Genomic DNA, 25328 nt, shown 5'->3' on the forward strand with positions numbered 1-25328 from the left:
CGATGTTTACGCTGGCGTCAACTATCCCATGGAACCTCTCGCCGGGTTGGATTTCGAGTGCACCATCGTCTTAGCAAACTCAGCGGGTAGGGCGCAGCACCACGAGGCCGGGCACGGTCGCCACGTAGTCGTAGAACGCGCTGTCCACCACCTGGTTGTCGGAGCGCTTCGACGAGGCATTGCGAAGCGCCGGGCCATCGGGCGTCTGGACGAAGATCCCGACATGGGTGACGTCCAGGCCGCCGTCTCGCGCATAGGCGCCTATGTAATCCCCGGTGCGCAGCCTGCTTACGACGGAGTCGTCGACGGCGCCGCTGGGCACGTAGGTCACGGTGCGCGGCACGACGGGCAGGCCCGGTAGATACACCCCGCCGGCATCCTTCTGGTTCAGGTTCTTCTCGACATCGAGAGCCGCGTCGCTCAGGCTTGCCGTGACGTCGGTGGCCAACCGGGGTGTGGTGGCCGACCAGTCGGTGAAGAAGTGCTTACGAGTCGCGAAGCTGACAACGCCGTCCCGATAGCGCACGTCGACCAGACTGTCGGTGAACTCGTCAGGCGTATCGGCCCGTTTGAGAGCCTCGACGTAGTCGGCGTAGGTGAAACAGTCCACCCGCTCGAGCTCGATCACCAGCTCTTCGGGAACATCGGCAGAACCCACCAGAGTGTTTGCACCGTACGGAGTTCCCAGGAATTGCCGCGAGACGGTGTCCGCATCGGAGGACGCCGCGGTGGCTGCCAGCATCGCCTGCAGGATCTGCGCGCTGCCCTCGGAGATCACAGCCGATGGCGTTGCCGACGCCGGGGGAGTGCCGACCACGGCGATCAGTACGACGCAGACCGGCCACCACCAGCGGGGCCGGCGGCGGCGGTTGACGTGGGTGGATTTGACGATTTGGCTACTGTACGTGGTTGCACTCGGAGCCCGAGTTCGTGTGGCGACCGTCGTCCTGGCAGCGACGGTCGTCGTGGGTTGCTCGAATCCGCCGGCGCCGGCGATCAGTTCGGCGCCGTCGACTCCGATGCAGGTCAGTGCACCGACGCCGCCGGACACGGCGCAGCCACGCTTGGCAGCAGACCCGACTGAGCTGGCCAGAGGTCTGACCGCCGATGAGCAGACACTGCGGGACCCCGCCTCATCCGAATCGGATCAGGTAGCGGCGGCGCGCCGCCAGCAGCTGGCCTACCGCGTGCTGGCGCGTCACCCGGAATGGGACGGCACTACCCGCACGCAGGTTCCGGCGGCGCTGCTGGAGGTATATGACCGCAACATCGATTCGCGACGAGAACTCTCGGCGATGGGCCGTGGTAAACCGACGCTGCCGGCATGGCGGATCACCGCGCCCCCGGCGGCTGGGCAATTGCTCAGCTACTACCACGAGGCGGCGTCCGTCACCGGGGTGGGCTGGAACTACCTGGCCGCCATCAATTTCGTCGAAACCGCGTTCGGCCGCATCGACGGAGTCAGCACCGCGGGAGCGCAGGGGCCCATGCAATTTCTGCCCTCGACCTTCGCCATGTACGGCCGCGGCGGTGACATCCATGCGCCGCGTGACGCGATCATGGCCGCGGGACGTTTCCTGGCCGCACAGGGCTTTTCGGCCAACCCTGACGCCGCCCTGTACCAGTACAACAATTCGAACCGCTACGTCCGTGCGATCGGCGACTACGCCGCCGTCATCGCCGCGGACCCGTCAGCGTTTCGGGCCTACCACCGCTGGGACGTGTACTACAACAGCACCGCAGGTGACGTGCTGCTCCCGGTCGGCTACCTGGCCAACGCACCGATCCCGGTGCAGGACTACCTGTTGGACAACCCGCAGTGATTGCTCAGTCGTCGCAGGTGTATTCGTACTCCGGATCGCAGGAGTTGGGTGTCGGCATCGCGTGCGCTTTCACACCCGGCACGGCTTTGATGCCGCCGCGGATATCGCCCTGAGTTCCAGAGTTGCGGACGTCGCCCTGAACCGCCGCAGTCCGTACCTGGCTGCCTGCTCCGGAGCTGGTGGAAACCTGGGAAGGGTTCGCGGAGATCTTGGTGGCGCCGGCCACGGCAGCACTGCCACCCAACAGAGCTGCGCTCACGGAAATCACCGCCAGCCCAGAGCAGAGCAGATTCTTGTAGTCGGGCATCAGCATCCTTCGTCGCCGTTGCGATCACGGTATCGAGGGATCGGCACTCCAACTGTGGTCCACAGCGGTCTGTGCGGCTACTCCCGGCAAGGACACAGCGGCTTCACAGTTTGGCGGTCACCCGTGCCTGCGGCGGTACTCCTGCACCGCACCGGGGTGCAGGGGGATGTCTCCGGTGAGGATCAACGACTGCACGTCGAGGAACTGACTTCCCACCGCCTGAGCCGGGACCAGCTGCGTCGAATCGTCGATCAGCAGGTCCACGACACCTGCGACGGCCTTGTCGGCTACATCGCGGTGTGCCAGCAACACATTGGCCACACCCACGGTGGTGACGGCGCCGTGGTCGCCGTAGACGCCCGCCGGCACGGGCACCGCCTCGTAGGCCGTCCCGAACCGCTTCCGGAGCTCACCCACCACGCTCGTCAGATCCACCAACCGGATGGCGTCTTCGTCGGCCCCGAACGCGGGAGTGGGCAAGCCGCCCGCCCACATCGCGGCGTCGACGGTGCCGTCGGCCAGACCGGCGGCCGCGTCCCGCATGGACAGCGCGACCGCCCGCACGGCACCGGGCACCTCGAGCCCGCCCGCGGCCAGGACCCGCTGCGACAACGTCTCGGCACCCGATCCCGGCGCACCGATGCTGACGGTGCGGCCCCGCAGGTCTCCCAACGAGACGACGGGCGAGTCGCTGCGTACCGCCACCTGGAAGTAGTTCTCGTAGACACAACCGATGGCTGTCACCTGCGACCGGTAGCGGCTCTCGTAGACGGTGTCGATGAGGCTCAGCGCCAGCTCGGCCCGGCCGGAGTGCAATGCCTCGAGGTTGTCGGCCGACCCGCCGGACTGCGCCGGGACGATGCGGTCCGTCCCGGCCCGCTGCGCGGCGGCGGCGAGCAGACCGGAGAACTCCCAGAAGAACCCCCCTGATTCGCCCGCCGCCAGGCGCAGTTCGACGTCGGGACGGCCCTGGCATGCCGGGCACACCAACGCCGCAGCCAGGAGTGCTGCGCCGCGCAGGGCCGTCCGTCGGTCGAACACGCTCTCAATCTAGGCCGTCAGACGAAGGCCCGGCCCTGCTCGCGGTCCAGCGCCGTCTCCGACTTGTTGCGCAGCACGAAGATGTAGACCAACAGCGAGATGGCGATCACCACGGTCACGTACGCGATGAACCACGGGACGTGGCCACCGCCCTTGGCGGCCTGGTAGATCAGCGGAGCGGTGCCGCCGAAGGCCGAGTTGGCCAGTGCGTAGCCCAGCCCGACGCCGAGTGCGCGCACCCGGGCCGGGAACAGCTCGGCCTTCACGATCGCGTTGATGGACGTGTAGCCGGTCAAGATGATGTAGCCGACGCAGACCAACGTCAACGACGCGGCCACCGAGGTGGTCTGCGGCAGGAAGGTGATCAGAACGTAGGTGTAGAGCACCGCGCCGACACCGAAGAAGATCAGCACCGGTTTGCGGCCCACCTTGTCGCTGATCAACCCGCCGATCGGCTGGATCACCATCAGGAACGTCAGGCCGATCAGGTTGATCCAGGTGGCGGTCATGCCATGGTCTTCGTAGGTGCTCTTGACGATGGCGGGTGCGTTGACGCTGTAGGTGTAGAAGGCGATGGTGCCGCCGATGGTCACCGTGAAGCAGGTCAGCAGTGCCCGCCAATGGTCGACGAGCAGGGTGCGCAGCGACCCCGATGCCTGGTCCTCACCGCGGCGCACCGCCTCCAGCTGTTCCTCGGTCAGCGACTCGTCCATGGCCCGGCGCAGCCAGAACACCACCACCGCGGCCACGCCGCCGATGAGGAACGCGATACGCCAACCGAATTCCTCGATCTGCTCGCGGTCCAGGAAGGTCTGCATCACCAGCAGGGTCAGCTGAGCCAGGACGTGGCCACCGACGAGGGTGACGTACTGGAACGAGGAGAAGAAGCCGCGTCGCTCCCGGGTCGCAGCCTCGGACATATAGGTGGCCGAAGCGCCGTACTCACCGCCGGTGGCGAAACCCTGCACCAACCGGCACAGCACCAGGATCACTGCCGCCCAGACACCGATGCTCTCCCGGCCCGGCGTAAGGGCGATCACCAGCGAGCACGCGGCCATCAGCGACACACTGAAGGTCAGTGCCGCCCGCCTGCCGCGGCGGTCGGCGAACCGGCCGAAGAACCACGACCCCACCGGGCGCATGACAAACGTGACGGCGAAGATCGCGTACACGTAGATCGTCGAGTTCTTGTCCGCGGAGTCGAAGAACTGATTCTCGAAATACGTTGCAAACACCGTGTAGACGTAGACGTCGTACCACTCGACGAGGTTGCCCGACGATCCACGCAACGTGTTGAGAATGGCGCGGCGGGTGGCCGCTGGGGACGATCTCGGTGTGTCTGGCCCTACCGCTGTGGTGGCCGGGTTGCTCATAACAGCTCCTCTGCTGGTTACGACTGCTGTCGTCCACTGTGAACGCAGTCACAGCTCGGCCGGAAGCTGTTGCGGGTGTTCCTTACAGTCCCTTAGGACTCTTGGGGTGAACTGGGCAGCACGACCTCGACCCGCAGGCCGGCCGGCCGGCCCGCGCTGATGCCGAATCTGCCGCCGGCCCGCTCGGTGAGTGCGCGGGCGATGGCGAGTCCGAGTCCGGTGCCCTGTCCACGTGTGCTGGAAGCCCGGAAGAAGCGGTCCGAGAGTCGTTCGAGTTCGGCTGCGGGCACGCCGGCTCCGGTATCGCTGACCCATACTTGCGTGCTGGAGCCGTCAGTGGCGCAGCCGATCTCGATCTCAGCGCCGGCCCCGGCATAGGCGGTGGCATTGCTCAGCAGGATATCGACGATCTTGCCCAGGTCGTCGCCGTCGATGGCGGCTGTCGCCGGTTGCTGTGCGCGCACCACGATCGTCATCTGGGCTTGCGTCGCGGCATCCATCCAGGAGTCGCACCGCTCGGCCAGCACCGCGGTCACCTCGCAGCGGGGGGCCACGCGGTCGGCGGGGGTGGATTCCGCGGTGGCCAACGTCAGCAGGTCTGCGACGACACCGCTGAGGCGGTCGACTTCGCGGATGGCCTTGTGGTGTGTCTCGGCCGACTTGCCCGACAATCCCAGGCCAAGAGTGTCCAGTCGGAACCGTAACGCCGCCAACGGGTTGCGCAGTGCGTGGGCGGAGTCGGCGACAAGCCGCCGTTGGGCGGCCGCCGCGGCCTCCACATCGGCGGCCATGGTGTCGAAGACGCGCGCGAGTTCGCGCACCTCCGGTGGACCCGCGTACGCGGCGGCCGCCGGTGCGGCAGCGGTGATCGGGCCCGGGGGTGGGTCCACAACCTGGTCTCCGAGTGCGTGCACCCGCTCGGACAGCGCGGTCACCGGACGCACCGTCCAGCGTGAGAGCACCACGGCGATCAGTGACGCCAGCAGCAGCAACCCGCCCGCGCCTGTGGCGATCACCGCCCAGGCCCGGCCGACGTCGGCCGCCGCGGCAACGGTGGAAGCTCGCAGCACCACCGCGCCATCCACCTGGGTGCCGGTTCCCACCGGGACCGCGATCAACGCTTCGGGGTGCGACCAGGGACTCAGGGAGGAGGGCAAGGCGCTGCGCTGGTTGCGTAGCGCCTGCGCGACGGCGCGGTCGACGTCTGCGGTGCCGGGCGTCATGCCGGCAGACGCCCTCGGTCGCCCGTTGCGATCCACGACGAGGACGGCCTCGCCGTAAAGCCAGTAGTAGCGGTCGAGCGCCTGCTGCAGGTCGGAGCCACCCGGATCGGTATCGCGCGCCGCCAGACCAGCGAAATACGATGCCGCCGCGAAGCGGCTCTCACCGAAGCGCTGCAGCCGCTCCCGGCCGACCGTCAGCGCCAGCGGGACCGCCAGTCCCACCACCACGACGGTGGAGTACGCCAGCAGGACCAGCAGAACGCGTCGCCACACGTCATGCGCCCCAGCGGTACCCGTAGCCGCGGATGGTGGTGATCACGCCCTCCCGGCCGAGCTTGGCGCGCAGCGCGGTCATGTGGACGTCGAGACTGCGTGAGATCGCCACGTAGGCGTCACCCCAGATGGCGTCCATGAGCTGCTGTCGGCTGACCGCCTCACCGCGGCGGTTCACCAGGTAGGCGAGCAGCTCGAACTCCTTCGGAGTCAGGGTCACCTCCCGACCGGCTACCTCGAGCCGGCGCGCGCCGAGATCGACTGCGATGTCGCCGGTGACAACGGTGTCCGCCGGTGGTTCGGCGCCGGCCGCGCGCCGACGCCCGGCGACCTCCAGCCGCGCCCGCAGTTCGTTGAGCCGAGCCGGTTTCACCACATAGTCGTCGGCGCCGCCCCGCAGCGCCCGCACCACCGAACGCTCGTCGTCGCGTGCGGTCAGGACCACGACCGGTATCTGGCTCACTGCGCGCAGCTGGCGCAACACGGTCAGGCCGTCGGCATCGGGCAGGCCCAGATCCAGCAGCGCGAGGTCGACGTCGCGGTGGCCAAGCAGGAGGTCGACACCTCGGCGCATGCGCACCGGCGCATGACCTACCTCGGCGAGCGCGTCGACCAGGGCGTCGCCCACGCCGTCGTCGTCTTCCACCACTGCGATGCGCATCGACCTCAAGGTACGACACGGGTGTACCGCCATGTCCGAATGGCTGCGTATCGGTGGGCGCTCGCAGGCCGGGCCGGCCGTCGTTCGCGCGTGTGCTGTCGGGCCGCATCGCACCAGCTCGGCCGAATCCGCTTGTACACCAATCGCATTGCAACCTCTTCCGTGCTGCCGCCCGCGATGCAGGCGTGAGTGCGCGCCAGCTCAGCAGGTCATCGGTGTCCTTGCCCCGCTTCGTGCAGGGCGCTCATCTCGGCGAGTCCCTCCGCGTGGGAGGTCACGGGTGCGTAGCCCAACTCGCGGCGAGCCGCGGTGATGTCGTAGGACCGGTCGCGGCCCATGAAGGACGTCATCCAGTTGGTCAGCGCCGGGGGTTGCCGGCGCCGCAGAAGGCGGGCACCCGCGTCCATCACCGCGCCGATCGGATATGCCAGGGCGCGCGGGAAACTGCGGGCGCCGCTCACGTCGACACCCTCAGTGGCGAGGAGGGGCACGAAGAAGTCGCGGACTGCCAGCGGCGCGCCGTCGGTGACGTAGTAGCTGGCGCCTGCTCGGCCCTGCTTGAGTGCGCACGAGATGGCCTCGACCAGATTGTCGACGTGAACGGTGTCCATGATGTGGCGACCCTGGTCGATCCAGGCGAACCGGCCGGTGCTCACGGCGTCGGCGAACTGAGAGATCGTCGGCATTCCCGCACCCCAGACGAATGGTGGGCGCAGCGCGATCGTGCTCATGCCCGGTGTCGCGGTGTGCAGCAAGGCCCGTTCGGTAGCCAGCTTCACCCGGCTGTAGGCGATGTTGGGTCGACCTTCATCGGTCGCTTCGCTGACCGTGCTCGCGCGCTGGCTGCCTGTCGCGACACTCGCCGCGCTGATGAGAACGAACTTCCGAACCCCGGCCCGCGCGGCGGCGGCGTGCAGAGCAACGCTCGGTTCGTGGTTGCGCTGCCGAAACAGCTCATCGGGACCCCAGAACTCCATGAACGCAGCGCTATGAACCACGGCGTCGACAGCACGAAGCGCACGCAGCCACGACGGCTCTGCGTGGCCGCCCAGATCGACAAGATCGCCTGGTACGGGTGTTGCGCCTGCGCTGGCCACGAGTCGTTCCGCCCGAGGGCTGCGAGCCAGTGCGCTCACGTCATGCCCCTCGTCGACAAGACGCCTGATGGCCCGCAATCCGACAAAGCCGCTACCGCCAGTAATGAATACTTTCATCTCAAACTCTCCTCATTCAAATAGTTCGATGTCAAACTATATGAGGATTGATAATCTGGCGTCAACATGGATGACGCGAAGACTGACCTTGGGGCGGCGCAGAATCGGGCCGGCGCTCTCGCCGATGCCTTCGGCCGCGCGGGCAAGTCGGTGGTACGAGCCTTCGACGACCGGCTGGGCGAACACGGAGTGTCCACGCCCAGGTCGAAGTTGCTCGCCGAGGTGAACCGGCTGCAGCCTGTCCGGCTGGCCGATGTGGCCAAGGCGGTCGGTATCAGCCAGGGCACGGCCTCGACACTGGTCGAAACCCTGGTCCGAGACGGGCTGGTGCGCCGCGAGGCCGACCAGTCTGACCGGCGGGCAGTGAGACTGACAACCACCGCCGCAGGCGCCGCGCAAGCACAGGCCTGGCTCAGCGATTACCTGCGCATCGCCGAGGATCTCTTCGGCATCCTCGAACCCGCAGAACAACTCGCGCTCACCGAGTTGCTGAACCGGATCGCCGCGTCCATGGACGAGCCACCATCACGCTGACGGACTCGTTCGGCATCACAGCGCGCGGCTTACTCTCGGCCCGCGCCCAGGGCAGAAATGTCAGCGGCACGGGGATCGGCGCTACAGAGGATGAGGCCCTTCTGTTTGCGCCTGCTCGCGGTGGCTGCCATCTCAACGATCGAGTGTTCAACAAAGACGTGCGCCAGAAGGCTGCAAAGTCCATAGGCAGAGACGATCTCTCAGCACGGGACCTGCGCCGGTTCGCAGGCGCCAAAAACGCAGCAGTGTCGTCTCTTGCCGAGAACATGGCCCCACTGGGACACAAGACCGTCGACACGGCTCTGCGTTACCAACAGAGCCAAGATGGACGTGACGCGATTGTGGCAGGGAACCTGAGCGCCAATGCCCTCGCCGAGCTGGCGGCTCAAGCCGAGAAGGAGACTGCGAAAGTTAAGTCGTCCGCTTGAGGCCAACGTGTCGGTACGAGGTGCGAGGATCGGGGCCGAGATTTCCGCCACCAACAAATTTGGAGAGACATGGCAGAAAGCACCGACACGGCGAGCTCCCCGTCCATAGATGACGGTATCGGGTGGTTAGAGGATCAAACCATTGCAGCGCTGAAGCGCCTGCAGTCGATCAAGGCCACCGATACAGCACCGGTACGCGGTGACGATGCCTTCTTTCACCCGATCAAGCGGAACTTTCAACAGGATGTCGTTCAGTGTCTGTACAGCGCTATCGACAGTCTCAGGTTTTTGGCGTGGAGCATGAAAACCCATGACGCGCCGTTTCCCTACGCGCAGGCCTCATTGATTCGAACCGCGATCAACGGCGGCTCCACGGCGCTTTGGATGGTGAGTGGATCAACAGAGGAAAGGCGTGCTCGCGCACTTGAATTCAAGTACAACGATCTGAGGTCACACCGCAAGTGGCTCAATCTTCTTGCGGCTGAGCCAGTTAATCAGGCGCGACCCTCTGACGAGATGGCGAAGGTTGCTGGGATGCAGGCGACTTTCGATCAACGCATTGATTGGATCCTGCAGGAAGCTACGACGCTCCTCGCCCCACCCGCCCCTTTCTCCAATAAGAAGTACACGGAGCAACTTGCAACTGAATCGTCCATTGTCCAATTCGCAGGATCACTGGTGACGGGGCTTGATGCTGGTGAAGGTTGGAATACGGGACAACTCTTGCTGCAGACGTGGCAGTTGCTCAGTGGCTACTCCCACGCCAGGCCGTGGGCGTCAGCCTACGGAAGCAAGCACGTCATTGTGGATGATGTTCCAGACAGCAAGACAGGAACAATTCAAGTGACAGTCGAAGGCAATCCAGATAGATTGCTGGACTATGCATTTCGTGCCCTACGGGTTGTCGAAGCCGCCATCGGTGGGTTCGAGCAGGTATGCAACACGTAGGTTCAAAACTCGTCCTTTTCCGGACTGATTTCGATCCATAGCGCTGCCTACGCTGCCAGATCCAGGCTTGCCCGCGGCACTCTGTGGCGGGCGACTGGCATCGACGTCAGCAGACTTGGCGAGGCTTGTCATGATGGGCCCTCTGTGCAACCTCCTCCATCGCGCGGTTTGCAGCAAGTCTGCAGCCGCTATAGGCACGGCCGAGGTCGGAGCGTTGGGGAGCTGGCAAGTGGCCGCTTCGACGGAATACGGAACCAATGGGCTGCGTCGTGGAAGCGACTGGGACCTAGACCGGCGGTCTGCATGCAGCCTTTCGGTTGGGCCACACGAGTGGCGGTCGTCTGCCATGTCGGGGTGAGCGCTTACGATGCGGCTGTGCGACGAGATGAGCTCGCCATGGCAAAGCGCGGGGCCAATTTGCTGCTGGGCCACCTGAAGGGGTCTGCTGACAGCATTGATACGGCGATGGTCAATCAAGATACGGATGCGCTGATCATTGCATCGGGTCCGCTCGTCACAGTTGCGGCAATTTTGGTTCGCATGTTCCGCGACGCGGCAGATAAGACGCTCGAAGATACGCTATTGGCATTGCACGCGTACTTGAATCTAGAAATTGTGCCCGTTGATCAGCTTGAGCAGGTGGAAAGACTTGTCACCACGATCATTTCCCAGGGTTTTTGCGAGCCTATTTCAGTCAACGCGGCGGGGGTCGCTCTAATTGCCCACGAGTTTGCGCTAGGAGCGGCCAGCGAGATCAGCAAGCTTGACGGTCGACACCTGAACAAAGTGCTGGCTGACGTCCACGTGCAGCTGAAGAACCAGGGTGACGACGTACAGATCACTGATCGAGCTAGTGCCCGCGCGGCCTCCGATAAGTACGCAGAAGATCCGATTATGCGGAATGCGCGGCAAACAGCAGCATATGCGCTCGTCGATTATTGGCACAGAGCTGCGGTCGTCCTACACAAGGCGAGTTCGGTCAACGGTTTGCAGGCCGAGTGCAAGGATTCTCTGGACGCACTGGCACTTGTAGCGGTCACCAACAATGCGCTCACGGCCGGGGTTTATCAGCTGGCATCGTATGGAAATGTTTACCCAGCATGGACTTTGATTAGGCAACTAGTCGAGACCGAGTTCATTCTGTGGCGCTTTATGGCCGATGCATCCCAGATGGCAAAGTGGGCAAACTCAACGCCGGGGGAGCGACGCCAAAATTGGAAGCCGTCGAAGATCTACCGCGACGACGACAACGACTACCGCCAGAAGGATTATTGGCAACACTGTGAACTCGGGGGACACCCAACACCGACTGGTGGGTGGTTCATCGCTGCGCCGAATTCGTACGTTCCGATGGCGGGAACCTTCACTGAGTGCATCGCGCACTCCTGGGACGCGTGGCAACACCTGATCAAGGCTGGGCAATCAGTCGATGAACAGTTCAGCACTTGCGTGTGGGACGAACTCGATGTGATCGACACCGAGTTTCGGGCGACCATCGAGCAATGGGTCGCGACTGACTACTACCGACGAACCAGCGGGTTTTTCTCTGATCCCATCGATTGAGGAATCCTGGGGGCATCTCGCGAAACGTCAGTGATTAACAACGACGACTACCTGGGGCAACGATATTCGTGGCGGATAGGTCCAGGATTTACGTTTCGAACATTTCTGCAGGTAGAGAGGTAGAGATGGTGCCCCCGGCAGGATTCGAACCTGCGGCCTTCTGCTCCGGAGGCAGACGCTCTATCCCCTGAGCTACGGGGGCGCGATGAAACAGCGCCATTGGGCCTGCACAGCCTAGCGCATCGAGGCGAGTGGTTTGTCCACGGTAATCGATTCGGGCCGCGACCACCCCAGACCATAGGATGGACCCCCGTGACACCCGCCGACCTGGCCGAGCTGCTCAAGAGCACCGCCGCTGCGGTGTTGGCCGCCCATGACCTGGACACCAACGCCCTTCCCGACACGGTGACCGTCGAGCGTCCGCGCAACCCCGAGCACGGCGACTACGCCACCAACCTGGCGTTGCAGCTGGGCAAGAAGGTCGGCGCCAATCCGCGCGAACTGGCTGCGTGGCTGGCAGAGGCGCTGACCGCGGCCGACGGAATCGCCGCGGCTGACGTCGCTGGTCCCGGCTTCGTGAACCTGCGCATCGACGCCGCCGCGCAGGGCCGCATCGTCGACGACGTGATCGGCGCCGGCACCACCTACGGCAACTCCGGCGACCTCGACGGTCTCAACGTGAACCTCGAGTTCGTCTCGGCCAACCCCACCGGGCCCATCCACATCGGCGGCACTCGCTGGGCTGCGGTGGGTGACGCGCTGGGCCGGCTCCTGGCCACGCAGGGTGCGGCGGTCACCCGCGAGTACTACTTCAACGACCACGGCGCCCAGATCGACCGGTTCGCCCGTTCCCTGGTGGCCTCGGCCACCGGAGCGCCCACTCCCGAGGACGGTTACGCGGGCACCTATATCGCCGACATCGCGGCCAAGGTGTTGCAGCAGGCGCCCGAGGTGCTCAGCCTGCCTGCCGATCAGCAGCAGGAGACCTTCCGGTCCATCGGCGTGGATCTGATGTTCAGCCACATCAAGGAATCGCTGCACGAGTTCGGCACCGACTTCGACGTCTTCACCCATGAGGACTCGATGCACACCTCCGGTCGGGTGCAGGAGGCCATCGCCGCGCTGCGGGCCAACGGCAAAATCTACGAAAAGGACGGCGCAACGTGGTTGCGCACCACCGAGTTCGGCGACGACAAGGACCGCGTCGTCATCAAGAGCGACGGCAACCCGGCCTACGTCGCCGGCGATCTGGCCTACTACCTGGACAAGCGGCAGCGCGGGTTCGACCTCTGCATCTACATGCTGGGCGCCGACCACCACGGCTACATCGCCCGCCTCAAGGCAGCCGCAGCGGCACTGGGTGATGACCCCGACACCGTTGAGGTGCTGATCGGTCAGATGGTGAACCTGGTGCGTGACGGCCAGCCGGTGCGGATGAGCAAGCGGGCCGGCACCGTCATCACCCTCGACGATCTGGTCGACGCCCTCGGCGTCGACGCCGCCCGCTATGCGCTGACCCGGTCCTCGGTGGACACCCCCATCGACATCGACCTGGAACTGTGGTCCTCGGCGTCCAGTGAGAACCCGGTTTACTACGTGCAATACGCACACGCCCGGCTTTCGGCGCTGGCCCGCAACGCTGCCGAGCTCGGGCTGATCGCCAGCACCGAGCACCTGGAGCTGCTGTCCCATGACAAAGAGGGTGCGCTGATCCGCAACATCGGCGAGTTCCCCCGCGTGCTCAAGACGGCGGCGAATCTGCGTGAGCCGCATCGGGTCTGCCGCTACCTGGAGGACCTGGCCGGTGACTACCACCGGTTCTACGACTCCTGCCGGGTGCTGCCTCAAGGTGACGAGGAGCCCAACGATCTGCACGCGGCTCGTCTGGCGCTGTGCCAGGCCACCCGCCAGGTGATCGCCAACGGGCTGACGATCCTGGGCGTCACCGCACCGGAGCGCATGTGAGCGCTCAGCCTGCCACCGGTGTGCCGCCCAAGCCGGCCTCACCCGACGAGGTGATGCTGCTGGCCCGAATGTGTGGCCGCAGAACCTGGTTCGCGGAGCGGACGATGTTGTGTCGGTGGCAGGCGTCAGCGTCACCGAGCTGGCTGCCGAGTACGGCACCCCGTTGTTCGTCATCGACGAGGACGACTTCCGCGGACGTTGCCGCGAGATCGCATCGGCTTTCGGTGGCGGCGACTACGTGCACTACGCCTCGAAGGCGTTCTTGTGCAGCGAGATCGCCCGGTGGGTGCACCAGGAAGGTCTGTCGCTGGACGTAGCGACCGGCGGTGAACTCGCGGTGGCCCTGCACGCCGAGTTCCCCGCTGAGCGAATCACCGTGCACGGCAACAACAAATCGGTCGACGAGCTCACCGCGGCGGTCAAGGCCGGTGTCGGGCACATCGTGATCGACTCCGAGATCGAGATCGAACGCCTGGAGGGCATCGCCGGTGCGGCCGGCGTCGTCCAGGACGTACTGGTGCGTGTCACCCCCGGAGTGTCGGCGCACACCCACGAGTTCATCTCCACCGCACACGAAGACCAGAAGTTCGGCCTGTCGCTGGTCAGTGGTGCTGCCATGGAGGCGGTGCGCCGGGTGTTCGCCACCGCGAACCTGCGGCTGGTGGGCCTGCACTGCCATGTGGGCTCCCAGATTTTCGACGTCGACGGCTTCGAGGTCGCCGCCCGCCGGGTCATCGGCTTGCTGCGTGATGTCGTCGCGGAGTTCGGAGTCCACAAGACCGCCCAGATGTCGATCATCGATCTCGGTGGTGGCCTGGGTATCTCGTATCTCCCACAAGACAATCCGCCGCCCATGCAGGACCTGGCCGACAAGCTCAAGGCCATCGTGGAGAACGAATCGGCGGCCGTCGGATTGCCGACTCCCACTCTGGTGGTCGAGCCGGGCCGGGCCATCGCCGGTCCCGGCACCATCACGCTCTACGAAGTCGGCACGGTCAAAGACGTTGCCGTCTCGTCGGAGGAGCACCGCCGCTACGTGAGCGTCGACGGCGGCATGAGCGACAACATCCGACCTGCGCTGTACGGCGCCGAGTACGACGTGCGACTGGTCTCACGCATCAGCGATGCCGAGCCGGTGCTGGCGCGTGTGGTCGGAAAGCACTGTGAGAGCGGAGACATCATCGTCCGGGACACCTGGTTGTCCGACGATGTGGTGCCCGGGGACCTGCTGGCCGTGGCGGCCACCGGGGCCTACTGCTATTCCATGTCGAGCCGGTACAACCTGCTGGGCCGCCCTGCTGTGGTGGCCGTCCGCGACGGGCGGGCACGGCTGATCCTGAGGCGGGAAACGGTCGACGATCTGTTGAGTCTGGAAGTGAGGTAACCATGAGCACAGAAGAGAAGCCGGTCGGCATAGCGGTTCTGGGGCTGGGCAACGTCGGTAGCGAGGTCGTGCGCATCATCGAGGAGAGCGCGGATGACCTGGCCGCCCGCATCGGGGCGCCGTTGGTGCTGCGCGGCATCGGTGTGCGCCGGGTCGCCGACGACCGTGGTGTGCCGGTGGACCTGCTGACCGAGGACATCGAGGGCCTGGTCGCGCGTGAGGACGTGGACATCGTCGTCGAGGTCATGGGCCCCGTCGAACCCGCGCGCAAGGCCATCCTGACCGCACTGGAGCGCGGGAAGTCGGTGATCACCGCCAACAAGGCGCTGATGGCGCAGTCCACCGGTGAGTTGGCCCAGGCCGCCGAGAAGGCGCGTGTCGACCTGTACTTCGAAGCCGCTGTGGCCGGGGCGATCCCGGTGATCCGGCCGCTCACCCAGTCGCTGGCGGGCGACACCGTGCTGCGGGTGGCCGGCATCGTCAACGGCACCACCAACTACATCCTGTCGGCGATGAACGACACCGGCGCCAGCTATGACGACGCGCTGGCCGACGCGAGTGCGCTCGGTTACGCCGAGGCGGATCCCACGGCCGACGTCGAGGGCTATGACGCCGCTGCCAAGGCGGCCATTCTCGCCTCGATCGCTTTTCACACCCGGGTCACCGCAGATGACGTGTACCGCGAGGGCATCACCAAGGTGACCGCCGAGGACTTCGAGTCCGCGAAGGCCCTGGGCTGCACCATCAAACTGCTCGCCATTTGCGAGCGGTTGACCACAGGCAAAGGCAAGCAACGGGTTTCAGCCCGCGTGTACCCGGCGTTGGTGCCGTTGGACCACCCGCTGGCCTCGGTCAGCGGGGCGTTCAACGCCGTCGTCGTCGAGGCGGAGGCGGCGGGCCGGCTGATGTTCTACGGCCAGGGCGCAGGCGGGGCCCCCACGGCGTCGGCGGTGATGGGTGATCTGGTGATGGCGGCGCGCAACCGCGTGCAGGGTGGCCGTGGACCCCGCGAGTCCAAGTACGCGAAGCTGCCGATCGCGTCCATCGGCGTGATCCCGACGCGCTACTACGTCAGCCTCTACGTCAAGGACCAGCCGGGTGTGTTGTCTTCGGTCGCAGCGGAATTCGCCAAGCGCGAGGTCTCTATTGCCGAGGTGCGCCAGGAAGGCATCGTCAACGAGGGCGGCCTGCGGGTGGGTGCCCGCATCGCCGTGCTGACCCATCAGGCCACCGATGAGGCATTGTCGGAGACCATCTCGGCGTTGAAGGAACTCGACGTGGTGTCCAGCGTGGCCAGCGTCCTGCGCATGGAAGGGGCGGGCGAATGAGCCTCACCACACCGATCCACAAGCCGTGGCCGGGCCTGATCGAGGCTTACCGGGACCGGTTGCCCATCGGCGACGACTGGACCACCATCACGCTGCTCGAAGGTGGCACCCCGCTGATCCACGCCAAGCGGCTCAGCGAACACACCGGCTGCACAGTGCATTTGAAGGTCGAAGGACTGAACCCCACCGGTTCCTTCAAAGACCGCGGGATGACCATGGCGGTCACCGACGCCGTGGCCCGCGGCCAGAAGGCGGTGTTGTGCGCATCGACGGGAAACACCTCGGCCTCGGCGGCGGCCTATGCCGCCAAGGCGGGCATCACCTGTGCCGTGCTGATTCCGCAGGGCAAGATCGCGATGGGCAAGCTGGCCCAGGCGGTGATGCACGGCGCCAAGATCATCCAGATCGACGGCAACTTCGATGACTGCCTCGAGCTGGCCCGCAAGCTGACCGCGGACTTCCCGACCATCGCGCTGGTCAACAGCGTCAACCCGGTCCGCATCGAAGGCCAGAAGACGGCTGCATTCGAGATCGTCGACGCTCTGGGCCACGCACCCGACGTGCACTCGCTGCCCGTCGGTAACGCAGGCAACATCACCGCTTATTGGCGTGGCTACCGCGAGTATCACCGCGACGGGCTGGCCGACAAGCTGCCGCGGATGCTCGGCACGCAGGCCGCCGGCGCTGCGCCGCTGGTGACGGGGGAGCCGGTCAAGAACCCCGAGACCATCGCCACTGCCATCCGAATCGGCGCACCCGCGTCGTGGGACGGCGCCGTCGCCGCCCAGCAGGAATCAGGTGGCCGCTTTCTGGCCGCCACCGACGAGGAGATCCTGGCCGCATATCACCTCGTGGCCAGCAGTGAAGGCGTCTTCGTCGAGCCGGCGTCGGCGGCCAGCATCGCCGGGTTGCTGAAGTCGGTCGAGGACGGGTGGGTGGCCCCGGGTTCCACGGTGGTGTGCACCGTCACCGGCAACGGTCTCAAGGATCCGGACACCGCCCTCAAGGGCATGCCGACCGTCACCGCGGTCCCTGTTGATCCGGCTGCCGTGGTTGCCCAGTTGGGGCTGGGTTAGCCGATGCCGCAGACCCTGCCCGCCGGGCTCACCGCTACCGCCACAGTCGCGGCGTCGAGTGCCAACCTCGGTCCCGGATTCGACAGCCTCGGACTGGCTGTCGGGTTGTACGACGAGATCATCGTCGAGACAACGGATTCCGGTCTTGTCGTCGAGGTCGAAGGCGAAGGGGCGGGGCAGGTTCCGCTGGGGCCCGAGCATCTGGTGGTACGCGCCATCCAACGCGGCCTGGCCGAGACCGGCTTGCGGGCTCAGGGTCTGATCGTGCGCTGTCGCAACGTGATTCCGCACTCCCGCGGGCTGGGCTCGTCGGCCGCCGCGGTGGTGGGTGGATTGGCTGTGGTGAATGGCCTTGCCGCGCAGGCGAATACCGTAACCATGGATACGCTGCGACTGGTCCAGCTGTCTTCGGAGTTCGAGGGGCACCCCGACAACGCTGCCGCAGCGGTGCTCGGCGGCGCAGTGGTGTCCTGGACCGAAACCGGCGCCGGCGGTTCGCCGGTCTATCAGGCCGCGCCCATCCGGGTTCATCCTGACATCCATCTGTTCTCGGCGGTGCCCCAGGTGCGCTCGTCCACCGCGGAGACCAGGGCCGTGCTGCCCGAACAGGTCAGCCACACCGATGCCCGTTTCAATCTCAGCAGGGCGGCCTTGCTGGTGGTGGCGCTGACGGAGCGGCCCGAGTTGCTGATGTCGGCCACCCAGGATGTCCTGCATCAACCGCAGCGCGCTGCAGCCATGCCGGCGTCGGCGGAATATCTGGCCGTGTTGCGCCGTTGTGGCATTGCAGCGGTGCTGTCCGGCGCCGGACCTGCGGTGATGGCCTTGAGCACCACGCAGGAATTGCCGGCCGAAGTCATCGACTACGGCACCGCACATGGATTCACCGTCAAGGAAATGAAGATCGGCGACGGAGTTCGCTGGAGTTCTGGAGTAGCGGCCCGAGTCTGACGTGTGGTCACAGCGCCACACGCCGACGTCACATTCTTGCTTCCGTCGGGGAAGCGGGTTATCCTCGGTGCCGTCCCGGCAATCGCAGCGTCTTCTGCGCCGACACTAGGACGACCACCAACTTTCTTGTGATCAACTTGTGGACTGACGGTTCGCCCTTTGCCGCGAATCCCGGCGATCACCGCCTGCGAAGCCGACGGTGAGACGTCGCGCTCAGTGTTTTGCTGAGTGCAGCTAACCCTTCACACGACTCGCTGTGGAGGAAGAAAGGAAATCCGTGACTGATACGGACCTCATCACGGCTGACAGCGCTACTCAGACCGAGCTGCCGGGCGTGACGGCATCCCGCGGCTCCGCCGCTGTTGCCTCCGACAAGTCGGGCGGTTCGCTGACCTCGATGGTGCTGCCCGAACTGCGGGCGCTGGCCGTCCGCGTCGGCGTCAAGGGCACCTCGGGGATGCGTAAAGGCGACCTGATCGCCGCCATCCGTGAACGCCAGTCGAGTGCCCCGGCCAACGGTGCCGACCGCGACGGTGGCGCCGCAGAAGATGCGCCGGCAGCCGCTCCCGCGTCGGAAGGGGCCCCTGCCGGGCCCCGGCGCCGTGAGCGCCGCAGTGCCTCCCGTCAGACCGGTGCGCCTGCCGAGACCGTCGCTGAGCAGCCCAAGCAGGTCGGCAAGGTCGAGCAGCCCGCCGAAAAGGGCGACAAGGCCGATTCCAAGGCTGTCGAAGCCAAGACCGTCGAAGCCAAGGCCGCTGAGCCTGAGGCCGACAAAGCCCCCGCTCAGGACTCTCCCCGTCAGCAGGACCGGGGCGATCAGCAGGGCGGTGAGCAGTCGAACCGGAACAACAATCGCAACAACTCGGGCCAGAACGACGGCAATCGCAACAACGATCGCAACGAGTCGAACCGCAACAACTCGAACCAGAACAACAATCAGAACAACAACGACGACGATGACGGCGAAGGCCGTGGTGGACGTCGGGGTCGCCGGTTCCGGGATCGTAAGCGTCGCGGTGAACGTGGCGGCGGTAACGAGGGCGGCAACGACACCGAGCTGCGTGAGGACGATGTCGTCCAGCCTGTCGCAGGCATCCTGGATGTGCTGGACAACTACGCTTTCGTCCGCACCTCGGGCTACCTCGCCGGGCCCAATGACGTCTACGTGTCGATGAACATGGTCCGAAAGAACGGGCTGCGCCGTGGTGACGCGGTGACCGGCGCGGTGCGCGTGCCCCGTGAAGGGGGCGATGGGGGCGGCCAGAACCCGCGGCAGAAGTTCAATCCGCTGGTCCGCCTGGACACCGTGAACGGCGGCCCGGTCGACGCGGCCAGGAATCGACCGGACTTCACCAAGCTCACCCCGCTGTACCCCAATCAGCGTCTGCGTCTGGAGACCACTCCGGACCGGCTGACCACGCGTGTGATCGACCTGATCATGCCCATCGGTAAGGGCCAGCGTGCGCTGATCGTGTCTCCGCCCAAGGCGGGTAAGACCACGATCATGCAGGACATCGCCAATGCGATCACCCGCAACAACCCCGAATGCCACCTGATGGTCGTGCTCGTCGACGAGCGCCCTGAAGAGGTCACCGACATGCAGCGTTCGGTCAAGGGTGAGGTTATTGCCTCCACCTTCGATCGGCCGCCGTCAGACCACACCCAGGCCGCGGAGTTGGCCATCGAACGGGCCAAGCGCCTGGTCGAGCAGGGTAAAGACGTGGTGGTTCTGCTGGACTCGATCACCCGTCTGGGCCGGGCGTACAACAATGCGTCGCCGGCGTCGGGTCGCATCCTGTCCGGTGGTGTGGACTCCACCGCCCTGTATCCGCCGAAGCGCTTCCTCGGTGCCGCTCGCAACATCGAGCACGGCGGTTCGCTTACCATCATCGCCACGGCCATGGTCGAGACGGGCTCCACCGGTGACACCGTGATCTTCGAGGAGTTCAAGGGCACCGGTAACGCCGAGCTCAAGCTGGACCGCAAGATCGCCGAGCGCCGGGTGTTCCCGGCTGTCGACGTCAACCCCTCGGGCACGCGCAAGGACGAGCTGCTGCTGGGCCCCGACGAGTTTGCGATTGTGCACAAATTGCGTCGGGTGCTGTCGGGGCTGGACTCTCACCAGGCTATCGACCTGCTGATGAGCCAGCTTCGCAAGACCAAGACCAATTACGAGTTCCTGGTCCAGGTCTCCAAGACCGCCCCCGGTTCGATGGAAGACCGCGACTGACCGATCACGAGCACCGGAGCCCCTGCCGATGTCGGCAGGGGCTCCGGTGTATCCGGGACCGTCACGGCACCAGCACGGTGCGGTGGCCCGCCGGCTCGGGCGCATCCCACACCTGGGTGACGTCAGCCAGCGCGCGTTCTTGTACCGCGATGTCCAGGGTGCCGTCGGACACCATGTCGAACAGGGCGGGTAACACCTGCGTCCGCGCTCTGCCCAGGGCTTCGGCGGGCACACTGCCGATGCCGAAACCGACCAGTTCGATTCCGGCGCTGCGCAGGATCCCGGCCGGCAACGTGATGTCGGGCCCCGCCATCGACCCCACCTGGACATACCGCGTCGAATGGAAACTCGTGCGCAGGCCGCGACCGCCCAGTGCGGTCAGCGTCTGCTCTGCCGGGGTTCCCCACAGATAGTCCAGCACGATGTCGAAGGGGTCGGCCGCGTGCATCTCGGTGACCGCGCTGGTGAGAGCACCGGTGCCCAGCACCAGCACATCGTCGGCACCGCGGGTACGCAACCACTGCAACCGTTCGGCGTTGCGGCCTACCGCCACCACACTTTTCGCGCCGAAAGTGCGCTTGGCCAACTGCACCGCTACGGCGCCGGTCACGCCGGTGGCTCCGAGAACCAAGATTCGGGCACCAGGCTGCACCTGAGCCGTGACCTCCAGAGACAACCACGCTGACAGCCCGGGATTGGGAATCGCGGCCGCACGCACCGGATCCAGTCCGGCGGGCACCGGGACGGCGCGGGTGGGATCCACCACGGTCTGCTCGGCCATGAAACCGGTCGAACCGTTCGCCTGCGCGTACACCAATGCGCCGTCCGACAGCCGGGCCACGCCGTCCGTGCCGGGTACGAAAGGCGGCTTCAGCGCGGAACTGCCGTAGTGCTGCCCGGACACCAACCCGCGATCGAGGTTTTTCACCGATGCCGCTGCGACATCGGCCACCACGAGTCCGTCGCGGGCCAGGGGGGTCTCGACGTCGGCGTAGCGCGGGGCGGTGCCGAATTGTTCGACGATGGCGGCTTTCATGAGTACTCCTCGAGTCAGATGGTTTCTGAAGAAACTATCGAATGAGGCTATGCGCACGGGGCCGCCGTGGCAACATGGTTTCCGTGAAAACCAAGTCGGAGACGGTGCACGAGATCGGTCGGCTCATTGATGCGGTGTCCGACAAATTCGACACCGACGTCGACGCCGAGCGTGAGTTCATGCGGCAGGGCCTGCCGGACAGGTTGCGGCCGCTGGCCGATGCCGTTCCCAGGTTGGGTGTTCATCTGCTGGATGCCATCGAGGCCGGCAGCCGCGATGGCGATCCCCTCAACGTCGTCGTGCTGGCCGCCCGGTCGGGCCAGTTGAAGGGAACGGTGTCCAAGCACGTGCAGAAGCTGATCGACCACGGCCTGGTACGACGAGATCCGGTTCCCGGTAACCGCAAGGAAATTCGGCTCAGCGCGACCTCGGACGGCCGTCGTGTCGTCGAGGTGCACCGTCAGATGCACGACGAGATCGACGCCGGCCTGCGGGACTTTCTGATGCGTTACTCAGCCGGGGAGTTGGCCACGGTGAATCGGATGCTGCGCGACCTGCTTGCGGCGCAGCGCCGTGGCGTCCGTCTGGTGCCGCCCACCGAGGCGCAGCGCACGTCCTGACTGGATATCGTCGGGACGCTGGCTATTCCGAGGGGGTGTCGGTTGTGGACGCAACCACCATCTGGTCGTGGATCGATCGGGAGCGAGCTGACCTGGCCGAGCAGCTCGATACCCTGACCGACGAACAGTGGGCGACGGGCTCGTTGTGCGACGGCTGGACCGTCCGCGCTGTCGCCGCGCACCTGACACATTCCCAGCTGAGTGCGCCGCACATGCTGACGGCGATGGTGCGGTCCGGCTTCCGGTTCAACACCATGATGCAGCAGCTGGTCACCGCCGACGGCCGCGCGCCCGACCAACTCGTCGCCGGGTTGCGAGCCGCTGTCGGATCGCGGCGCAGGCCGCCGGGTACCACGCCGACAGATCCATTGATGGATGTGCTGGTGCACGGGCAGGACATCGCGATACCCCTGGGAATCGACCGGCCGATGCCGGCTCCGGCCGCATGCGTGGTGGCGAAACACCTGTGGCGCATGCGATTTCCGATGAACCCGCGCCGCGCGTTGCGGGGTGTGCGGTTGGTGGCCGTCGACGCCGACTTCGCGGTAGGAGATGGCGAGCTGGTCACGGCGCCGATCCGGGACCTGGTGCTGGTGCTCAGCGGTCGGCGCGCCCTGAGCGCGCTCAGCCCTGGTGCAACCCCGGCATGACGTAGCGGCGCACGTACCGCCGGACGGCGGCCGGGTCGTCGGGGTCCAGCGTGTTGCCCGGCACCGTGGCGATGGTCAGCAGGCCGCGCGCCACCCATTCGGCGGCTTCGTCGAGATCCTCGACGGCGATCTCGCCGCGTTCCTGAGCGGCCTTGAGGTACGGCGCCCAGAAGGCGCCGAGATCGGGAACCAGGCCCTGCACGCCCGCACCGGCGCAGGCCGCGAACTCTTCGGGCTCGTCTCTGCGCAGCTTCATCAACAGCGCGCCGGGGGAGTCGTAGGCGCTGCGGCCCAGTTTCACGCCGGCCGCGATCTGTTCGGCCAGGCCGTCGATGTCTGCCAGCATCGCGTGCGATTCGCCCCAGAAGGCGTCGTTCAGGCGGACAATGGCCGCGCCCAGCAGTGTCGCCTTGTCCGGAAAGTGGCGGTATAGCCACCCCCGTGACACTCCGGCGGCCTCGGCGATTTCGGACACCGTGGTGGCCCGGATGCCCTTTTCGCGCAGGCACATCTCGGCGGCGTCGGTCAGCCGATCGCGAACTGTCCGGGCGCTGGTGCGCGCCTGGGTGTCTGGACTTGCGGTCACCGTGAATATCTTGGCAGAACCGTCCACCTGGCTGGGGGAGATGTGGCAGCGTGCCAGTAGACAGATTTGCCTTTCTGTTCACGCTGAAGCGTCGACACGAGGTGGTGTAGTGGCCGAAACCGTCCAGCAAGTGCTGCGTGAGCGCATTGACGACGCATCGATTGCCGTGCGCTTCGGTGACCGACAGTGGACCTGGTCCGAGCACCTGACCCAGGCCCAGGCACACGCGTCGGCGTTGATCGGCATCGCAGACCCGCACCGCCCGCTGCATGTCGGCGCTCTGCTCGACAACACTCCGGAGATGCTGACCGCCATGGCGGCGGCCGGACTGGGCGGATATGTGTTGTGCGGTATCAACACCACCCGTCGCGGCGCCGCACTGGCCGGGGACATCCTGCGCTCGGACTGCCAGATCCTGCTCACCGACGCCGATCACCGCGAGCTGCTCACCGGGCTCGACCTGCCGGGGGTACGGATCTACGACACGTCGACCTCCGAATGGGTCGCCCTGCTGGCCGCTGCGGGTCCGTTCGCCGCGCACCGCGACGTCGGCGCCACCGACACCTTCATGATGATCTTCACCTCCGGTACCAGCGGCGATCCCAAGGCCGTCCAGGTGGCACACATGACCGTGCTGTTCGCCGGGATCGCGCTGGTTCAGCGCTTCGGCATCACCGCTGATGACACGTGCTACCTGTCGATGCCGCTGTTTCATTCCAACGCCCTGCTCGCGGGATGGGCAGTGGCGCTGGGCGCGGGAGCCGCGATGGCTCCCGCCACCTTCTCGGCGTCAGGTCTACTGCACGATCTTCGCCGCTACGGCGCGACCTACATGGACTACGTCGGCAAGCCCCTGGCCTACGTCCTGGCCACCCCGGAAGGCGACGGCGACGCCGACAACCCACTGCGGGTGGCCTTCGGCAACGAGGCCAGCGACCGCGACATCGTCGAGTTCGGCCGCCGCTTCGGCTGCACGGTGTGGGACGGTTTCGGCTCCACCGAGGGTGCGGTGATCGTCACCAGGGAAGAGCACTGCCCGACGGGTTCGGTGGGCAAGGGCTTCCCCGGGGTGGCCATCTACGACCCCGACACGCTGGCCGAGTGCCCGGTGGCCGAGTTCGACGCCGCGGGGGCCCTGACCAACGGCGACAAGGCGATCGGCGAACTGGTGAACACCAGCGGCGCCGGACTTTTCCAGGGCTACTACAACGACAAAGCCGCCACCGACCACCGGCTACGACACGGGATGTACTGGTCAGGTGACCTCGCCTACCGCGACGCAGACGGGTGGATCTACCTCGCGGGCCGAACCGCCGACTGGATGCGGGTGGACGGCGAGAACATGACGTCGGCACCCATCGAACGGGTTCTGATGCGACTTCCGGCGCTGGCGCAGGCCGCCGTGTATGCCGTGCCCGACGAGCAGGTGGGTGACCAGGTGATGGCCGCGCTGGTACTACGCGACGACGCGACGTTGACACCCGAGGAGTTGGAGATGTTCCTGGCCGGGCAGGCAGATCTCTCACCGAAGGCCTGGCCGCGGTACGTGTGGCTTGCCGACGAACTGCCCGCCACCGCCACCAACAAGGTGCTCAAACGACAGTTGGTGGCTTACGGAACGACGCCGCCGGGCGGAACGCTGTGGGCGCGGGAGGCACGGTCGCGCCGATACTGCCCCGGGAATTAGTGGCGCCATTCGTGCGTTTTGGGATACCGACGGCTGACCTGGCATAATCGTCCGTCGACCACCTCAGGTTCCGGTTCACGCCCGCAAGCCAGGTTCTGAAGTACAGGGCGACCCGGCGACCACCTATCGAAGAGGACATTATGAAGAGCGGCATTCACCCTGCCTACAACGAGACCACCGTGGTCTGCGGCTGTGGCAACAGCTTCACCACACGCAGCACGAAGGACAGCGGCCACATCGTGGTCGAGGTGTGCTCGCAGTGCCACCCGTTCTACACCGGCAAGCAGAAGATCCTCGATTCCGGCGGCCGCGTGGCGCGCTTCGAGGCGCGCTACGGCAAGCGCAAGACTGCCGACAAATAGCCACCTCACCGGCGCCCGCCTGTCGTCTCGTACGCACAGGTCGGGCGTCGGTTTTGTCTTTCCGG

23 protein-coding genes, 1 tRNA gene and 1 pseudogene are annotated in these 25328 nt (G+C 66.0%); 15 read left to right on the top strand and 10 right to left on the bottom strand.

The features are described 5' to 3' along the window. Positions 1-79: 79 nt before the first annotated feature. Positions 80-915, bottom strand: a pseudogene (locus tag BVC93_RS19440) (DUF1460 domain-containing protein). Between BVC93_RS19440 and BVC93_RS19445 the strand changes: the two are divergent. Beyond that, positions 906-1823 carry a lytic transglycosylase domain-containing protein gene (locus BVC93_RS19445; protein WP_083741171.1) on the top strand — a complete coding sequence of 306 codons (918 nt, stop codon included), beginning with the start codon at positions 906-908 and terminating at the stop codon, positions 1821-1823. The pseudogene BVC93_RS19440 and the gene BVC93_RS19445 sit on opposite strands and share 10 nt — an antisense overlap. Positions 1824-1827: 4 nt before the next feature. Here BVC93_RS19445 and BVC93_RS19450 read toward each other — a convergent pair whose 3' ends face one another. The 6 genes from BVC93_RS19450 to BVC93_RS19475 form a co-directional block, all read right to left on the bottom strand. Further along, the gene (locus BVC93_RS19450) at positions 1828-2130 is read right to left on the bottom strand and encodes a hypothetical protein (protein WP_157516989.1); all 303 of its coding nucleotides are present in this window, start codon (positions 2128-2130) and stop codon (positions 1828-1830) included. 117 nt (positions 2131-2247) lie between these two features. Then, a complete protein-coding gene (locus BVC93_RS19455; protein ID WP_083738908.1) occupies positions 2248-3171 on the bottom strand; it encodes a TAXI family TRAP transporter solute-binding subunit in 924 nt (307 codons plus the stop codon). Positions 3172-3188: 17 nt separating this feature from the next. Then, the gene (locus tag BVC93_RS19460; protein ID WP_083738909.1) at positions 3189-4544 is read right to left on the bottom strand and encodes an MFS transporter; all 1356 of its coding nucleotides are present in this window, start codon (positions 4542-4544) and stop codon (positions 3189-3191) included. Positions 4545-4636: 92 nt separating this feature from the next. After that, positions 4637-6040 (bottom strand): sensor histidine kinase, encoded by a 1404-nt coding sequence (locus BVC93_RS19465; RefSeq protein WP_083738910.1) that lies wholly within the window; start codon positions 6038-6040, stop codon positions 4637-4639. A 1-nt stretch (position 6041) separates the two neighbouring features. Continuing rightward, positions 6042-6701, bottom strand: a complete 660-nt coding sequence (locus BVC93_RS19470; RefSeq protein WP_083738911.1) for a response regulator transcription factor — start codon at positions 6699-6701, stop codon at positions 6042-6044. A 209-nt stretch (positions 6702-6910) separates the two neighbouring features. Then, positions 6911-7915 (bottom strand): NAD-dependent epimerase/dehydratase family protein, encoded by a 1005-nt coding sequence (locus tag BVC93_RS19475; protein ID WP_083738912.1) that lies wholly within the window; start codon positions 7913-7915, stop codon positions 6911-6913. 66 nt (positions 7916-7981) lie between these two features. On the opposite strand from BVC93_RS19475, the gene BVC93_RS19480 reads away from it, so the two are divergent. From BVC93_RS19480 to BVC93_RS19495, 4 genes are all read left to right on the top strand, one after another. Beyond that, positions 7982-8449, top strand: coding sequence for a MarR family winged helix-turn-helix transcriptional regulator (locus tag BVC93_RS19480; protein WP_083738913.1), 468 nt, complete (start codon positions 7982-7984; stop codon positions 8447-8449). Positions 8450-8592: 143 nt separating this feature from the next. Next, positions 8593-8877: a hypothetical protein gene (locus BVC93_RS19485; RefSeq protein ID WP_083738914.1), complete on the top strand. Its 285-nt coding sequence runs from the start codon at positions 8593-8595 to the stop codon at positions 8875-8877. Positions 8878-8946: 69 nt separating this feature from the next. Beyond that, complete coding sequence (locus BVC93_RS19490) at positions 8947-9825, top strand: hypothetical protein (RefSeq protein WP_083738915.1); 879 nt, start codon at positions 8947-8949, stop codon at positions 9823-9825. A 354-nt stretch (positions 9826-10179) separates the two neighbouring features. Further along, positions 10180-11388 carry a hypothetical protein gene (locus BVC93_RS19495; RefSeq protein WP_157516990.1) on the top strand — a complete coding sequence of 403 codons (1209 nt, stop codon included), beginning with the start codon at positions 10180-10182 and terminating at the stop codon, positions 11386-11388. A gap of 126 nt (positions 11389-11514) precedes the next feature. On the opposite strand, the gene BVC93_RS19500 is transcribed toward BVC93_RS19495, so the two are convergent. Beyond that, positions 11515-11590 (bottom strand) — tRNA-Arg (locus BVC93_RS19500). 110 nt (positions 11591-11700) lie between these two features. Here BVC93_RS19500 and argS point away from each other — a divergent pair. The 6 genes from argS (at position 11701) to rho (ending at position 20322) form a co-directional block, all read left to right on the top strand. After that, positions 11701-13353: an arginine--tRNA ligase gene (gene argS / locus BVC93_RS19505; protein ID WP_192860040.1), complete on the top strand. Its 1653-nt coding sequence runs from the start codon at positions 11701-11703 to the stop codon at positions 13351-13353. A gap of 70 nt (positions 13354-13423) precedes the next feature. After that, positions 13424-14737: a diaminopimelate decarboxylase gene (lysA, locus tag BVC93_RS19510; protein WP_192860041.1), complete on the top strand. Its 1314-nt coding sequence runs from the start codon at positions 13424-13426 to the stop codon at positions 14735-14737. Positions 14738-14739: 2 nt separating this feature from the next. Then, positions 14740-16065: a homoserine dehydrogenase gene (locus tag BVC93_RS19515; RefSeq protein ID WP_083738918.1), complete on the top strand. Its 1326-nt coding sequence runs from the start codon at positions 14740-14742 to the stop codon at positions 16063-16065. Then, on the top strand, positions 16062-17141 hold the full coding sequence (thrC, locus tag BVC93_RS19520; RefSeq protein ID WP_083738919.1) for a threonine synthase: 1080 nt from the start codon (positions 16062-16064) through the stop codon (positions 17139-17141). Before BVC93_RS19515 ends, thrC begins: the two co-directional genes overlap by 4 nt. Before the next feature lie 3 nt (positions 17142-17144). Beyond that, entirely contained in the window at positions 17145-18092 is a 948-nt protein-coding gene (thrB, locus tag BVC93_RS19525) for a homoserine kinase (protein ID WP_083738920.1), read from the top strand. 277 nt (positions 18093-18369) lie between these two features. Continuing rightward, positions 18370-20322: a transcription termination factor Rho gene (gene rho, locus BVC93_RS19530; RefSeq protein ID WP_083741172.1), complete on the top strand. Its 1953-nt coding sequence runs from the start codon at positions 18370-18372 to the stop codon at positions 20320-20322. 61 nt (positions 20323-20383) lie between these two features. On the opposite strand, the gene BVC93_RS19535 is transcribed toward rho, so the two are convergent. After that, positions 20384-21358: a quinone oxidoreductase family protein gene (locus BVC93_RS19535; protein WP_083738921.1), complete on the bottom strand. Its 975-nt coding sequence runs from the start codon at positions 21356-21358 to the stop codon at positions 20384-20386. A gap of 83 nt (positions 21359-21441) precedes the next feature. Here BVC93_RS19535 and BVC93_RS19540 point away from each other — a divergent pair, with 83 nt between their 5' ends. Further along, positions 21442-21978, top strand: a complete 537-nt coding sequence (locus BVC93_RS19540) for a MarR family winged helix-turn-helix transcriptional regulator (protein ID WP_083741173.1) — start codon at positions 21442-21444, stop codon at positions 21976-21978. A 44-nt stretch (positions 21979-22022) separates the two neighbouring features. After that, positions 22023-22628, top strand: coding sequence for a maleylpyruvate isomerase family mycothiol-dependent enzyme (locus BVC93_RS19545; protein WP_083741174.1), 606 nt, complete (start codon positions 22023-22025; stop codon positions 22626-22628). Here BVC93_RS19545 and BVC93_RS19550 read toward each other — a convergent pair. Continuing rightward, positions 22603-23139 (bottom strand): TetR/AcrR family transcriptional regulator, encoded by a 537-nt coding sequence (locus tag BVC93_RS19550; protein ID WP_236950463.1) that lies wholly within the window; start codon positions 23137-23139, stop codon positions 22603-22605. The genes BVC93_RS19545 and BVC93_RS19550 overlap by 26 nt on opposite strands. Before the next feature lie 184 nt (positions 23140-23323). On the opposite strand from BVC93_RS19550, the gene fadD1 reads away from it, so the two are divergent. Both fadD1 and rpmE read left to right on the top strand, forming a co-directional pair. Continuing rightward, complete coding sequence (gene fadD1, locus BVC93_RS19555) at positions 23324-24901, top strand: fatty-acid--CoA ligase FadD1 (protein WP_083738922.1); 1578 nt, start codon at positions 23324-23326, stop codon at positions 24899-24901. A 140-nt stretch (positions 24902-25041) separates the two neighbouring features. Beyond that, positions 25042-25263, top strand: a complete 222-nt coding sequence (gene rpmE / locus BVC93_RS19560; protein ID WP_083738923.1) for a 50S ribosomal protein L31 — start codon at positions 25042-25044, stop codon at positions 25261-25263. The last annotated feature ends 65 nt before the right edge of the window (positions 25264-25328 follow it).

Origin of the sequence: Mycobacterium sp. MS1601 (assembly GCF_001984215.1) — a bacterium.
In the GTDB taxonomy this organism is placed as follows: Bacteria; Actinomycetota; Actinomycetes; order Mycobacteriales; family Mycobacteriaceae; genus Mycobacterium.